This is a genomic window from Bradyrhizobium sp. LeoB3 (assembly GCF_055456055.1).
Map to the genome: position 1 here is coordinate 14609 of NZ_JBVBEF010000095.1, position 14199 is coordinate 28807.

The 14199-nt window shown below is 60.0% G+C and carries 9 protein-coding genes and 1 pseudogene; 5 read left to right on the top strand and 5 right to left on the bottom strand.

All coding sequences use genetic code 11. The features are described 5' to 3' along the window. The first annotated feature begins 48 nt into the window (after window positions 1-48). The 3 genes from ACZXDY_RS36595 to rpoH all read left to right on the top strand — a co-directional run bounded on the left by ACZXDY_RS36595 (window position 49) and on the right by rpoH (window position 5437). Window positions 49-1218 carry an efflux RND transporter periplasmic adaptor subunit gene (locus ACZXDY_RS36595; protein WP_464348887.1) on the top strand — a complete coding sequence of 390 codons (1170 nt, stop codon included), beginning with the start codon at window positions 49-51 and terminating at the stop codon, window positions 1216-1218. After that, entirely contained in the window at window positions 1215-4325 is a 3111-nt protein-coding gene (locus ACZXDY_RS36600; RefSeq protein ID WP_464348888.1) for an efflux RND transporter permease subunit, read from the top strand. The genes ACZXDY_RS36595 and ACZXDY_RS36600 overlap by 4 nt, the downstream gene beginning before the upstream one ends. Before the next feature lie 182 nt (window positions 4326-4507). Continuing rightward, a complete protein-coding gene (gene rpoH / locus ACZXDY_RS36605; RefSeq protein WP_464348889.1) occupies window positions 4508-5437 on the top strand; it encodes an RNA polymerase sigma factor RpoH in 930 nt (309 codons plus the stop codon). Between the two features lie 38 nt (window positions 5438-5475). Here the strand turns inward: rpoH and ACZXDY_RS36610 are convergent. Next, a pseudogene (locus ACZXDY_RS36610) lies at window positions 5476-5823 on the bottom strand (ATP-binding protein); the annotation flags it as partial. A gap of 645 nt (window positions 5824-6468) precedes the next feature. Between ACZXDY_RS36610 and ACZXDY_RS36615 the strand changes: the two are divergent. Continuing rightward, the gene (locus tag ACZXDY_RS36615; protein ID WP_464348890.1) at window positions 6469-7581 is read left to right on the top strand and encodes a DUF3182 family protein; all 1113 of its coding nucleotides are present in this window, start codon (window positions 6469-6471) and stop codon (window positions 7579-7581) included. A gap of 71 nt (window positions 7582-7652) precedes the next feature. Next, window positions 7653-8951, top strand: coding sequence for an MFS transporter (locus ACZXDY_RS36620; RefSeq protein WP_464348891.1), 1299 nt, complete (start codon window positions 7653-7655; stop codon window positions 8949-8951). 137 nt (window positions 8952-9088) lie between these two features. On the opposite strand, the gene ACZXDY_RS36625 is transcribed toward ACZXDY_RS36620, so the two are convergent. From ACZXDY_RS36625 to cysD, 4 genes are all read right to left on the bottom strand, one after another. Continuing rightward, a complete protein-coding gene (locus ACZXDY_RS36625; RefSeq protein ID WP_464348892.1) occupies window positions 9089-9307 on the bottom strand; it encodes a 3-keto-disaccharide hydrolase in 219 nt (72 codons plus the stop codon). Next, window positions 9304-10311: an integrase core domain-containing protein gene (locus ACZXDY_RS36630; protein WP_464348893.1), complete on the bottom strand. Its 1008-nt coding sequence runs from the start codon at window positions 10309-10311 to the stop codon at window positions 9304-9306. Before ACZXDY_RS36630 ends, ACZXDY_RS36625 begins: the two co-directional genes overlap by 4 nt. Window positions 10312-10990: 679 nt before the next feature. Further along, window positions 10991-12880: a sulfate adenylyltransferase subunit CysN gene (gene cysN, locus ACZXDY_RS36635; protein ID WP_028168191.1), complete on the bottom strand. Its 1890-nt coding sequence runs from the start codon at window positions 12878-12880 to the stop codon at window positions 10991-10993. Further along, entirely contained in the window at window positions 12880-13779 is a 900-nt protein-coding gene (gene cysD, locus ACZXDY_RS36640; protein ID WP_245475153.1) for a sulfate adenylyltransferase subunit CysD, read from the bottom strand. Before cysD ends, cysN begins: the two co-directional genes overlap by 1 nt. Window positions 13780-14199: the final 420 nt, after the last annotated feature.

Sequence of the window (14199 nt, forward strand, 5' to 3'; positions counted from 1 at the left end):
AGCACCCTTTCATCCTCGTCGGGCTGCTGAACGCTTCCGGAGCATTACATGCGAAAGTTATGGCTCGTTATGCTTGTTGGCGTGATCGGCGCAGGTGGCGCTGGATTGGCCGCCAGACAATTCCGTCAGGCCGCACCAAATCCGGTAACTGTCGCCCCAGCGGCCGTGCCGGTCGTTGCGGCAGCCGTGCTCCAACACGAAGTACCGATCTACCTGCGTGGTGTGGGTACGGTGATCGCCTATAACAACGTGGTCGTGCGCAGCCAGATCACTGGACAGCTCGTCAAGATCGCCCTCAAGCAGGGACAGACGGTGAAGAAGGGTGATCTCCTGGCCGAGATCGATCCGCGCCCATATCAGGCTCAACTCGATCAGGCGGTCGCCAATCGCGATCGCGATCAGGCCCAGGTCGACAATGCACAAGCCAATCTCAACCGATACCTGCCGCTTGCCAAGAACGGTTGGGCAAGCACTCAGCTCGTCGATACCACGAAGGCCCAATTGGCCCAGCTTCAGGCGATGGTGAAGTCCGATGAGGGCGTCATCGAGCAGGCGAAGACGAACTTGAGCTACACTCAACTGACGTCACCGATCGACGGCGTGACCGGCATTCGCCAGCTTGACATCGGCAACATCATCCATCCGACCGATCAGAATGGTCTGGTGGACGTGACCGAGATCCAGCCGATCTCGCTGCTCTTCTCGCTTCCGCAGACCGACCTTGTGGAAATCAACCGGCAGATGGCCAAGGGACCGCTGAATGTCCTCGCCTACAGTCAGGACGACAAAACCCAGCTCGACGAAGGCAAGCTCGATCTGGTGGACAACCAGATCGTCCAGACCACCGGCACGATCCGGCTCCGAGCGAGCTTTCCCAATGCCAAACGGATGCTCTGGCCGGGCGAACTCATCAATGCACGGCTCTTTCTCGAGACCCGCCACAATGGACTGACGATCCCTGCTTCGGCCATCCAGCAGGGACCACGGGGCCCCTTCGTCTGGGTGATCGGGCCTGACGAAACCGTGACGACGCGTCCGGTAAGGGTAGCCGATATCAGCGATGGCAACGCGCTGATCGATTCAGGGCTGCAGGCCAATGAGAAGGTCGTGGTCGATGGCCAATACCGGCTTCAGGCGGGGACGCGCGTGCACGAGCTCCACGGCAACGCAGCCAAGGAAGCCGATCTGCAGAACTCCGTCGAGCAGGAAATCCCATGAACATCTCCGCGGCGTTCATTCACCGGCCAATCGCCACGGTGCTGCTGATGGCTGGCCTGCTGCTCGGCGGGCTGGCCACCTACCGATTGCTTCCGGTCGCATCGCTCCCGAACGTCAACTTCCCGACGATCTCGGTGACGGCGCGGTTGCCGGGCGCCGATCCGCAGACCATGGCGTCGTCGGTCGCGACCCCGCTTGAGCAGCAGTTCTCGCAGATTCCCGGCCTGACCCAGGTCACCTCCGCGAGCGCCCTCGGCTACACCCAGCTTACCGTACAATTCGACCTCAGCCGCGATATCGACAGCGCCGCAACCGACGTTCTTGCCGCCATCAATGCGGCAACTCCGTATTTGCCGATAGGAATTCCCTACCCTCCGACGATCCGCAAGGTGAACCCTGCGGATACGCCGATCCTGGTTCTCGGACTGACATCCGATACCTTGCCACTCACGACGGTGGACGCCTTTACCGAAAACATCCTGGTGCCGAAACTCTCGCAGACCTCGGGCGTCGGCCTGATCGGCATTGGCGGCCAGCAAAAGCCGGCGATCCGCGTGCAGGTCGATCCGCAGGCGCTCGCCAATCGCGGCATCGGCCTGGAAGACGTCCGCAACGTGCTGATGCAGGCCAATGTCGATCAGCCGAAGGGCACGCTGAACAGTCCGCACCAGACCTTTACCCTCGGGACCAACGATCAGCTGCTCAAGCCGGATGCCTACAAGAACCTGATCGTCGCGTACCGCAACGGCGCGCCGGTGCACGTCAGCGACATCGGCAACGTGGTCGAAGCATCCGAGGACAATCAGATCGGCGCTTTTGTCAACAAACAACCGGCGATCATCCTGACCATTCAACGCCAGCCCGGCGCCAACGTCATCCGAACCGTCGACCTGATCAAGTCCCAGCTGCCGCAGCTACAAGCCGCGCTGCCGCCCGGCATCAAGCTCAATATCCTGTCCGACCGGACCCAGACGATCCGTGCTTCCGTTTCCGACGTGCAATTCACGCTGCTCTTGACGGTGGCGCTGGTGGTGATGGTCATTTTCATCTTCCTGCGCAATTTCTGGGCCACCGTGATTCCCGCCATCACCGTGCCGCTGTCGCTGATCGGCACGTTCGCCGCTCTCTACGGGTTGGGGTACAGCCTGGACAATCTCTCGCTGATGGCGCTGTCGATCGCGATCGGATTCGTGGTCGACGATGCGGTCGTCGTCATCGAGAACATTGTCCGCCATCTCGAGGCAGGGCTAAGTCCAATGGAAGCCGCTCTCAAAGGCTCGAGCGAAATCGGCTTCACCATCATTTCGATCACGCTGTCGCTGATCGCGGTGTTTATCCCGCTGTTCCTGATGGGCGGCTATGTCGGAAAGCTGTTCCAGGAATTCGCGATCACAGTAAGCGTATCGCTGATCCTCTCGCTTCTGATTTCGCTGACGCTGACGCCGATGATGTGCTCCCGTCTGCTCAAACACGACACCGGACGACACGGATGGCTCTACCGGCAATCCGAACGCGCTTTCGACGGGCTGCTTGCAATCTATGAGCGTGGACTGAACGTGGCGCTGCGCCATCGCTTGATCACCCTGATGACGATGTTTCTGGCCATCGCAGCAACCGGCTATCTGTACGTAGTCATCCCAAAAGGCTTCTTTCCGCAGCAGGATACCGGCCTGATCGTCGGCGTCGCAGAAGCCGCCCAGGATATTTCCTATCCAGCAATGACACAGCGCATGCGAGCCGTCATTGATAAGGTGGTGGAGGATCCCGCCGTTTTGTCCGTGGGCTCCGCGATCGGCGCCGGCGGCGGGGTCGCCACCGTCAACCAGGGACGGGTTTTCATTACGTTGAAGCCGCGTGACGAGCGCGACGCCAGCGCCGACGGAGTGATCAACCGGCTCCGAGCCAGGCTCGCTTCCGTGGAGGGCATCACCCTCTACATGCAGGCCGCCCAAGACATCACGGTTGGGGCGCGGCTGGCCAAAACCCAGTTTCAATATACGCTGACCGATTCAGACTCGAACGAGCTCAATCACTGGTCGGCTGTCTTCCTGGACAAGCTAAAGAGCATTCCAGAGATTACCGACGTGACGACGGACCAGGAGAACGCCGGGCCGCGACTCGATGCCACTGTTAACCGCGAGGTTGCATCCAGCTTCGGTATTCTGCCTTCTGCCATCGACAATACGCTCGATGACGCCTTCGGCCAGCGCATCGTCTCGACCATTTTTACGTCTCTCAACCAGTATCACGTGGTGCTGGAAGTCCTTCCGCGCTTCCAGACCAGCCCGACCGTCTTGCAGGGACTCTATCTCAACTCTTCCAACGGACAACAGGTACCGCTGAGCACGCTTACCAAGAGCACCGTCACCGCTGCGCCCATCGTCATCAACCACCAGGGAATGTTTCCCTCGACCACCATCTCGTTCAACCTGAAACCGGGCGCGGCGCTCGGCAACGCCGTCTCCGCGATCCAGCAGTTCGAACGCACCAGCGGCAAGCCGCTCTCGCTTGTCACAACTTTCCAGGGTAACGCGAATGCGTTCCAGGCGGCGCTGAGCGGTGAAATGATCTTGGTGCTCGCAGCGCTTGTTGTGATCTACATCATCCTGGGCGTGCTGTATGAAAGCTTCATTCACCCGATCACGATCCTCTCCACGCTGCCATCGGCCGGCATCGGCGCTCTGCTTCTCTTGATGGCCGTGCATATGGACCTCAGCGTGATCGCCATCATCGGGATCATTCTGCTGATCGGCATCGTCAAGAAGAACGGCATCATGCTCGTCGACTTCGCGCTCGAGGTCGAGCGCAATGAAGGGCTGACGTCCGAGCAATCGATCTACCAGGCCTGCGTGCTCCGCTTCAGGCCGATCCTCATGACCACGATGGCGGCACTCCTGGGCGGCGTGCCGCTGATGCTGGGCACTGGTACCGGATCCGAAATACGACAGCCTCTTGGCTATACGATCGTCGGCGGGTTGATCCTTTCGCAGCTCCTGACGCTGTTCACCACGCCCGTCGTCTATCTCTATCTCGATCGCCTGCAGCAGATGTTTGGTGGCCGACGCGGCCGCGCGCCGGAAGCTGGGTCAAGTTCCCCCGCGGCTTGAAATCCCGCGCACCATCTTGCGCATTGCGATCGTGGTCGTGCTCACAAGGAGTGCGGCCCTGGTCTGGCTGCTCCCAGCCCAGGCTAACAACGAATTTAGACATCAGAATTCCCTTTTAATAGCTCTCCGGCAGCTCCTCCTCCTACCGTTTGCGTGCCGGGCTCAATCATCGGAGCTGAACAATGCCAGACTGCAACGCAGCTAGTTTGGAAACCACGAAGATCGATCGGACGCAGCGGTTCCCTTCTGAACGGTACGCTCACGCGATCCGACGGTTCGAGATGCTTGAACAAGAGCAGGAGCAACAGCTGGCACGACGCTGGCAAGAACATGGCGACCGCAGAGCTGCCGATGCCCTTGTTACCAGTCATCTTCGGCTCGCCGCGAAGGTGGCGAAGGGTTATCAGGGATATGGTCTTCCGTTTGCCGACATCATCTCCGAAGCCAACCTCGGTTTGGTCATTGCCGCGACTCGGTTTGAGCCCGGCCGCGGTTCGCGCTTTTCGACCTACGCGCTGTGGTGGATCAAGGCCACGATCCATGATTACATCCTTCGCTCCTGGTCGCTGGTCAAGATCGGAACGACAGCTGCGCAGAAGAAGCTGTTTTTTCGCCTCAGGCGCGAAATGCGCAAGCTTGCAAGTGAGACGGCCGGTCTCACGCCGGAGATGGCCGACGCTATCGCTCAACGGCTCGAGGTCACGCCTCGCGACGTGATGGAGATGGATCGGCGGTTGAGCGGTGACTTGTCGCTCAGCAGGCCCGTGAGCGGGGAAGACGAGACAATGGATTGGCAATCGACGCTGGTCGATCCATCGCCCACCGCCGAGGCGATTCTCGCCGAGCACGACCAAGCCACACACCAAGCAAGCGCGCTTCACGCCGCATTGGATACCCTGACGGCGCGGGAACGACGGGTATTCGAGGCGCGACGGCTGAACGAGGACCCTCCAACGCTCGATACGCTGGCGCGCGAATTGTCGATCTCCAGCGAACGCGTGCGGCAGATCGAAACTTGCGCCTTTGTGAAAGTCAAGCGCGCAGCCAGGCGGCACTTGAGCTCAGACGGATTAGCGCTCCCCGCGACGCGAGGGCTCCACAATCGGATTTGAGCAGCATCGACATCCCTGGAGGAGGCCGACGGGATCCACTAATGCGGGTTCTGACCTGAGCAGCGCGATGAGACTCTGGCGAGCGAGATTTGCACGATGCAGCCGGGCCCGGGCAAGATCGCAAATCGAAATCCGTGCAGCTTGACGATCGCTTGGACAAGGCTCAGGCCCAGCCCAAGCCCGGGCGCGGCATGGCGGATCTTCTCCGACCGATAAAAGCGTCTGGTGACAAGATCTCGCTCCGCTGCCGGAATCCCGGGACCAGTGTCGCTGATGCGCAGCACATCCTCGTTACCAGAGCGACAGAGCTCCACTTCGACACGGCCGCCTTGCGGCGTGTATTTCACGGCGTTGTCGACCAAATTGGCAATCGCCTCGAGCAGAAGATCGCGATCGCCCCACCTCCCCCACCAAGGTGGAGCGAGCGATCATACTTCTGTGAATGGACTGCGTTTCAGCGGCAAGCCCCGAACGAACGCGACATCGCGTCCGGCGCAACCGCTGAATTCAAATCAACATCGAGCTCGTTCATATCGCCACCGCGAGAAGCTCGTTACGAACCCGTAATGAAAATGCGTCTCCTTGCATGAGGCGCTCATCACGCTTGGATCGCACGAAATTCATTCGAAACGTTTCGCGGCTCGGCGAACAATGCCCTCACAGCATTCAGCAGTGACGCTGGATCTGTTCAAAAAAATGTAGCGTCAACAAGTCCGCCTTGGCCACTTGCGCCCGGCCCAATGCGCTCCCAACTCAGCGCTCACGGGAAAAGGCAGACTCCCGTTTAGACGATTACCGTCCAAGCTCTCGCAACAACGCTCGACCTCTCGAGGAGATTGCGCATGGACGGAAATCCTTTTGGACTGCGATCCCTAACGGCTGCGGCCGCTCCTTCGTGGCCCTCTCGACCCCTCACCCACACTCCAGGCGCGAAAAGCGATGCCGCGGCCAGAGGCCAACCCTCGTGTGCGGAGCCGTGGACCAATTCGGACGGTGTAGTGGTCGTCTACTTCTCCCGCCTGGGAGGGCACATGTACGCCCATGAGAGAGCTACCCTATCGATCGTTGCCGCGGCGATTGCTGAGATCAAAGGCGCCAAGTTTGCGGGTCTCTACGACAGCGCCAAGAGGTATCCGGGAAATGTGTTCTTCGTTCCCGACGATACATTGGTGCTGGACGAGGCATCGTGCCTCGGCATTCGCCTTCCCACCGATCTCTTCGGCGCTGTCGTCCCCTATCCTTTCGCGAAAACCAAGGCAATCATCCATCAGCTCGTCGATCCCAGCGCGGATCGACCGGAAGGCTGGTCTTCTGGCTATGCGGAATCGGTCCAGGACGTCGTGTTGCCGGGTTACACCGTCTTCAGCGTGGACGACGCCCGGACCGCGGCAGAACGTCTCTTGAGCTCGGGGCCGATCCGGATAAAAGAGCCGCTCGCGGCCGGAGGCGCAGGCCATGCCGTTGCCATGACAACCGCTGAAGTCGAAGCGTTCCTCGAGGCGTTTCCCGAGGCCGCGATCGCCGCCCACGGGCTGGTGGTCGAGTCGAACCTCCGTGACGTCACGACTGTCAGCATCGGGCAGATCACGATCGATGATATGACGATCGCGTATCACGGCAAGCAGAGGGTCGCGACGAACAATGCAGGATGCCGAGTTTATGGCGGCTCCGCTCTGGTCTGCGTGCGCGGTGGCTGGGAGGCGCTGGCGCGGCTGCCGATGCCCGGCGCGGTCTGCCTCGCCGCCGCTCAGGCCAAACTGTACGAGGATGCCATGCGTGAGTATCCGGGCTTCCTGGTTTCGCGCCGGAACTACGATGTTGCTCAGGGGCTCGACGGTAAAGGCCGAAGACGATCAGGCGTTCTGGAAGCGCCGTGGCGCTCGGGCGGAGCCAGCACTGCCGAGCTCGCAGCGCTGGGGGAATTTGCGCGGGACCCCTCGCTGCAAGTCGTCGAAGCGTATGCCGTGAAACTCTTTGGCAAGGGACACGAAGCGCCCCGAAACGCCGTCGTACATTATCGAGGCGATGATCCTGAAGACGGGCCCATCACGCGATACACGATGGTCACGCGAAAATTGCAGGGGAAAAATGCAGGCTACAGCACAAGACGGGCTGCGATGTTCGAAGCAAGGTTGGACTTCTAGCCTATGCCTGATCCGAGGGCTCGCCCCGTGACCATGTACACCATGCCGACCGCGGATTCGTGGGTCGGCCGGTGAAGCGCACGTTTCGTTCGCTGAACAGCTTTAACTACCGCGCGTGGGCCGGCGGGGCGCTGGTCTCGAATGTGGGAACATGGATGCAGCGCACCGCCCAGGACTGGCTCGTGCTCACTCACCTGACCCATGGTAATGCGGCCGCTGTCGGTGTGGTGATGGCGCTCCAGTTCGGACCCCAGGCCCTTTTGCTGCCAGTGAACGGTTTTGCGGCCGATCGTCTGGACCGGCGAAAGCTCCTGCTCGGCACCCAGGCGGCGATGGGAGTGCTCGCCCTCGGGCTGGGCATCCTCACCGTCGCAGGGATCGTCCGGTTGTGGCATGTGTACGCCTTCGCGCTTCTGCTGGGCTGTGTAGCGGCATTCGATTCGCCGGCGCGCCATACCTTCGTGTCGGAGCTGGTCGGGGAAGCTGATCTGTCGAACGCGGTGGCACTGAATTCCACCTCGTTCAATGTGGCACGGATGATTGGCCCGGCCATAGCTGGTATCCTCATCGCTGTCGCGGGCTCCGGCTGGGTGTTCCTGATCAGCGCCGCCTCATTTGCCGCCGTGCTCTGCGCGCTGGCGCTCCTTCGCGTCGATGAGCTTCATCCGAGGGATCGAGCCCTCCGGGCCCGCGGGAGCCTCGCCGAGGGTTTTCGCTATGTGTGGAAGAGACCCGATCTAAAAGCCGTGCTTGTCATGTTATTTTTGATCGGTACATTCGGACTGAATTTTCCAATCTTCATCTCCACCATGTCTGCCACGGTCTTCCACGCCGGAGCAGGCCAATACGGGCTCCTGACTTCGATCATGGCGGTGGGATCGGTCGCGGGCGCGCTCGTCGCCGCCAGGCGAGAAGAACCCAGCATGCCGCTTTTGCTCGGTGCCGCGGCAATCTTCGGGCTCGGCTGCGCGCTGGCCGCGATCATGCCCAACCGCTGGCTCTTCGGGTTCGCCCTCCTCGTTATCGGCGTGTCCTCCCAGACCTTCACCATCTCGACGAACAGCTTGGTGCAACTGTCGACCGGACCCGTCATGCGCGGGCGTGTGATGGCGATCCACCTCGCCATCGCGTTGGGCGGTACGCCGATTGGCGGGCCGATCGTCGGTTGGGTCGCTGATCGGTTCGGCCCGCGCTGGGCGCTCGGCATCGGCGCCGCCGCGGGCCTGACCGCGGCGATGGTGGCGATCTGCTACGTCACGAAATACGGTCAGCCGGGCGGGCGCGTCGACCCTGAACGCCTTCGCTTCATCCCAAGCTGTCGGCCTGAAAATTCCGCCTGCGGTGCTCGCCCGCGCCGACCAGGCGATTGAAAACGAGCCAATGGCCCAATAGGAATAGGCAACACCCGGACCCTAGCTTCTCCCTATCCTAAGCAAGGCGCGCGGATGGCGCTTTCATTTGATCGTGTTATGTTCCGCCTGAATGATCCCTGGTCTTCGGAAGGGTCTTACGCGATCGGAGCGCCCGCGTCGCGCAAAGAGTGGATCACCACATTCCGGAATTGCATATTGCCGGTGTGGCACTGTAAACCGATATGGCCCTCGCGGCGGTGTCCGTCATTGGGCTGAAGTGAGTAAGTCGAGACCAATTGCCCGTTCAGGGTGACGCTTATGGACGCGTCGGTAGCTTCGACCTCGAATGTATTCCTATGCCTACCGCAAATCAAGTCCGGGCATATTGGTGGTGCAGTCCGCCCAGAATCGGGCGACAGAGAATGCGTCCAACTGTCGCGGCGCCGCGTGAAATCGGCGCGTCTTTATGCAACGACAAATGGGTGCGCGTGCCGTTGTAATAGTTCATGTACGAGAGCAGCACGTGACGCAGATGGCGCTCTCCGAGCACCACGACATGATCAATGCATTCCCGGCGGATTGAACCGATCAGCCGTTCTGCACAAGCGTTTTGCCAAGGTGAGCGAGGAGACGTCGGACGGTCTCGAATCCCGATGGATCGAACCCGGCGCAGGAATATCTTTCCGTAGGCGCCGTCGCGGTCCCGGATCAGGTAACGAGGGATTTGCTCCCAGCCACACGCCTCCGTCAGTTGATTGGCGATCCATTCGGCCGTTGGGTGCGCGGTCACTCCAAGCCACAGGATCTGCCGCCGACCATGGCCCATGATCAGCAATCCATAGAGCAACCGGAACGAGATCGTCGGCACCACGAAAAGGTCCATCGCCGCGATCCCGTCAGCATGGTTGCGAAGGAACGTCTTCCATCCCTGCGAGGGGGGTCCCCTCCTCCGTGCCATGTACTTGGCGACGCTGGTCTGGCCGACATCGATGCCGAGCTTGAGAAGCTCGCCATGGAGTCTCGGTGCTCCCCACAATGGATTGGCGAGGCTCATCTCGCGGATCAGACGGCGAATCTCCAACGATACCGTTGGTCGACCGCAACAGTGGCGCGATTTCCTGCGCCAATACAGCCTAAAACCGGCGCGGTGCCAGCGGATCACGGTATCGGGTCGGACAATTGCAAGTGTATCATACATCTTGGGAAACAGCCGGCAGATACCTCCCAATATCAGCCGGTCAATCGACGCAAATCGAAGTCTCTTGGGATTGCCGCGCCGCAGCACATTGATTTGCTGCCTCGGCACCAAAATCTCCGCCTCGAGCATTGCGCGCGACCGCAGCAGATCGATCACTGTCCCGACGATCAGTTTGCACAAATCAAACATCGAGCAGCAGCATCGCCCGATTCTCGATCAACTGCCAGCGGATTGGATTTGCGGTAGGGACAGGTCTATGCGAGTTCCGCCAACGGTCCGACCGCGAGCTGGAGCTCCTGCATTTCGGGATCGATGTCCAGCTGGAGGGAAGAGGGGCTTGGGCGTTACTTTCTATCGGAATGCCTCAGAATGGCATGGGCTGGCCGGCCAAGCCGGATCTGGCTTCACACAGACGAGTACGATAGCCCGAAGGCGCTGCCCTTGTACTTGTCCGCTGGTTTCTCGGTATTCGACAAACGATATGAGGAGGTCATGGACTAGTGAGCGGAGCTCGCGGTCGGCTTACATGGGGGGCGACCCCATCGCTGAGAAAAGCAACATCCAAGCATGCCATCACGAGTAGCAAGTTGGCCTGATTTGGCTGAGGGGCGTTCGCGCAGGGCTGTCGCTCCGGCGATCAGCACGAAATTCGAGGCTCGACACCGACAACGCCGACGGCACTACGATGGTTGCCGCTAGTATGAAATCAGGCGGGATGTGGAGCCCTATATCGACCATCTGTGAAGCGTTGCTTTGGGCCTTACGGCAAGCTCTGCCGATAGAACCCTTCTTTTATAGTGCAAGTTGCGGGAGCTAACCGGCTCGAGTGTTTCGGCAAGGACGGCAAATTTGGCAAACGCTAGCGGCCGCGGACGATTGCGCGGGCCATCAATAGATCGACAACGGCTTGCGCTAGGTGTTCGGGCTTCTGCCCCATGGTCTTGAGATGAATTTCGGGTCTTATTGGCGTTTCGTAGGGCGCATCGACGCCGGTGAAGTTCTTGATCTTGCCGGAGTTCGCCTTTGCATAGAGACCTTTGGGATCGCGCCGCGCGCATTCTTCGATTGGCGTGTCCACAAAAACTTCAATGAACTCATCCTCAGCAACCAGGTTGCGTACCATATCTCGCTCGGACCTGTAGGGCGAGATGAATGAGCAAATCACGATCAAACCGCTATCGGCCATCAACTTGGCGAGTTCGCCCACACGCCGAATATTTTCAACACGGTCGGCCTCGGTGAAGCCGAGGTCCCCATTTAATCCGTGCCGCACGTTGTCGCCGTCCAGCAGCATCGTGTGGCGCGACATTGCGAACAACTTCTGATCGACGACGTTGGCAATTGTCGATTTGCCCGCGCCGGACAGGCCGGTGAACCAGATGATGCAAGGCTTTTGATCCTTGAGCGCCGCCCGCTCTCTCTTACCCACTGAAATCGGTTGCCACGCGATATTGCTAGCCCGCCGTAGCGGAAACGCGATCATGCCGGCGCCGACCGTGCGGTGGGTGTAACGGTCGATGAGGATGAATGAACCGGTCTTGCGATTGACCTCGTAAGCATCGAAAGCCGTGGGCGTTGCGGTCGCAAGATTGCAGAATCCGATCTCGTTGAGGCTAAGCGTCTTGGCTGCCAGGTGCTCACGTGTGTTGACGTCGATCCGATACTTGATTGTAGTAATACGACCGGCGGCCACAGTCTGTGTTCCAATGCGAAGGATGTAGTTGCGTCCAGCAACGAGCGGGTCATTGTCCATCCAGATCAGATGAGCGGCGAATTGATCGGCGACCTCCGGCCGCTCAGCCGGACGGGCGAGAAGATCGCCACGGCTGATATCAATCTCATCTTCGACGACAATGGTGACGGCATCGCCGGCCTCAGCGCGAGGAAGATCGCCGTCCTGGGTGACGATGCGCTTGACGCGTGTAGTCCGTCCAGACGCTGCGACAACGATCTCATCTCCTGCCGAGATGCTCGCGGAAGCCACCGTCCCGGCATAGCCGCGGAAGTCCAGGTTGGGCCGATTCACGCACTGGACTGGAAAGCGGAAAGCCTGGCTTCCAGTGTCGGACTGGATATCGATGCTCTCCAAATGATCGAGCAGGCAAGGCCCCTGGTACCACTGGGTCTTGCCGGAGCGGTTGATGACGTTGTCGCCGTACCGGGCGGAGATCGGGATCGGAACGATCGACGTGAAGCCAAGACCGGCAGCAAAGGCCACATACTCACCGACGATCCGGTCAAAACTCTCCTTCTTGTAGTTGACGAGGTCGATTTTGTTCACTGCCAGGACGACATGACGAATACCGAGCAGCGAACAGATGAAGGAGTGACGCTTGGTCTGGACCAGCACACCCTTGCGGGCATCGATCAGGATGATGGCGAGCTGGGCGTTCGAGGCGCCGGTTGCCATATTACGCGTGTACTGCTCGTGGCCGGGCGTGTCGGCCACCATGAACGAGCGGCGCCGGGTGGTAAAGAAGCGGTAAGCCACGTCAATCGTGATGCCCTGCTCCCGTTCGGCCTCAAGCCCGTCGACTACCAGCGCAAAGTCGATTTCATTGCCGTTGGTGCCGTGCTTGGCGCTGTCGCGTGCCAGCGCCATCAGCTGATCCTCGTAAATCATCTTGGTGTCATGCAGCAGCCGGCCGATCAGCGTCGACTTGCCGTCGTCGACCGAACCGCAGGTGATGAATCGCAGTTGGTCCTTCGTTCCGGCCTGGACCAGCTCGGCTGTCGCTTTGGAAGCCATCAGAAGTAACCTTCCCGCTTCTTCTTCTCCATCGAAGCGGCTTCATCGGTATCGATCAAGCGTCCCTGGCGCTCAGATACCCTCGCGGTCTGCATTTCCGCGACGATGTCCTCGATCGTGGTCGCGTCGGAGTCGATAGCCCCGCTCAAGGGATAGCATCCCAGCGTGCGGAAACGTATCATCCGCATCTCCGGCCTCTCGTTCGACTGAAGCGGTAATCGCTTGTCGTCGACCATGATCATTGCGCCGCTCCGCCGGACGACGGGCCTTTGCTTTGCGAAATAGAGCGGGACGACCGGGATCTTCTCGAGCATGATGTATTCCCAGACGTCGAGCTCAGTCCAGTTCGACATTGCGAACACACGCATGGTTTCGCCCTGGCGGATTCGGGTGTTGAAGAGATTCCAGAGCTCCGGTCGCTGGTTGCGTGGGTCCCACACGTGTCCGGCCGAACGGAAGGAGAATATCCGTTCTTTTGCGCGGCTCTTTTCCTCGTCACGTCGTGCTCCACCAAACGCGGCATCGAACTGATAGAGATCAAGCGCTTGCTTTAAGCCATCGGTCTTCATCACCTGCGTATGAAGAGCCGAGCCGGAATCGATCGGGTTGATCCCGCGCTCGATGCCTTCCTTGTTCACGTGGACGATCAAGTCGACGCCGAGGCGCTTGGCTGTCTCATCGCGGAAGGTGATCATCTCGCGAAACTTCCAGCCCGTGTCGACGTGAAGCAGGGGGAACGGCAACTTTGCCGGATAGAACGCCTTGATGGCGACGTGCAGCATGACGCTCGAGTCTTTTCCGATCGAATAGAGCATGACCGGCCTTTTGAACTCGGCGACAACCTCACGCATGATTTCGATCGATTCAGCTTCGAGGCGACGCAGGTGTTTAGGCAGCACGTGGTTCTTCTTTGATGCAGGATGTCTGTCGTTAGCTGGCGTTTTGACGCAGCGAATTGCGCCCCAAGGCGACAAAGCCATCGTTGCGGAACTCGGGCTTGCCATAGCGCATGTCCTGTCCATCCGGTCCAACAACCTGGCCAGCCGCGAGCAGGACCGCATGCCGGGCATGCCGTATCCCGCGTCGTGCCAGCCCAGGTGTAGACACCCGCCTCGCCTTGCGCAATCAAACAGAGGTTTAGTGACGATCCCGGGGTTCCTTAAACCCCACCTCGTTCTAGATCGCACCATCGCTGCCCGGGCAGGGCTAAAGGGAGCGCATTTGGCAATCACCACTTATCTGGTCGACCGTGAAGAACCCGGATTTCAGCTTGGGAGGAGCTGAAGTCGGCGGATGAGCTGGACGAGGATTTGGCGCAG

Excerpts from the sequence above, each read along its gene's own strand:
- ACZXDY_RS36595 (WP_464348887.1), top strand. The coding sequence starts at position 49 with ATGCGAAAGTTATGGCTCGTTATGCTTGTTGGCGTGATCGGCGCAGGT.
- ACZXDY_RS36600 (WP_464348888.1), top strand. The coding sequence starts at position 1,215 with ATGAACATCTCCGCGGCGTTCATTCACCGGCCAATCGCCACGGTGCTG.
- rpoH (WP_464348889.1), top strand. The coding sequence starts at position 4,508 with ATGCCAGACTGCAACGCAGCTAGTTTGGAAACCACGAAGATCGATCGG.
- ACZXDY_RS36615 (WP_464348890.1), top strand. The coding sequence starts at position 6,469 with ATGTACGCCCATGAGAGAGCTACCCTATCGATCGTTGCCGCGGCGATT.
- cysN (WP_028168191.1), bottom strand. The coding sequence starts at position 12,880 with ATGGCTTCCAAAGCGACAGCCGAGCTGGTCCAGGCCGGAACGAAGGAC.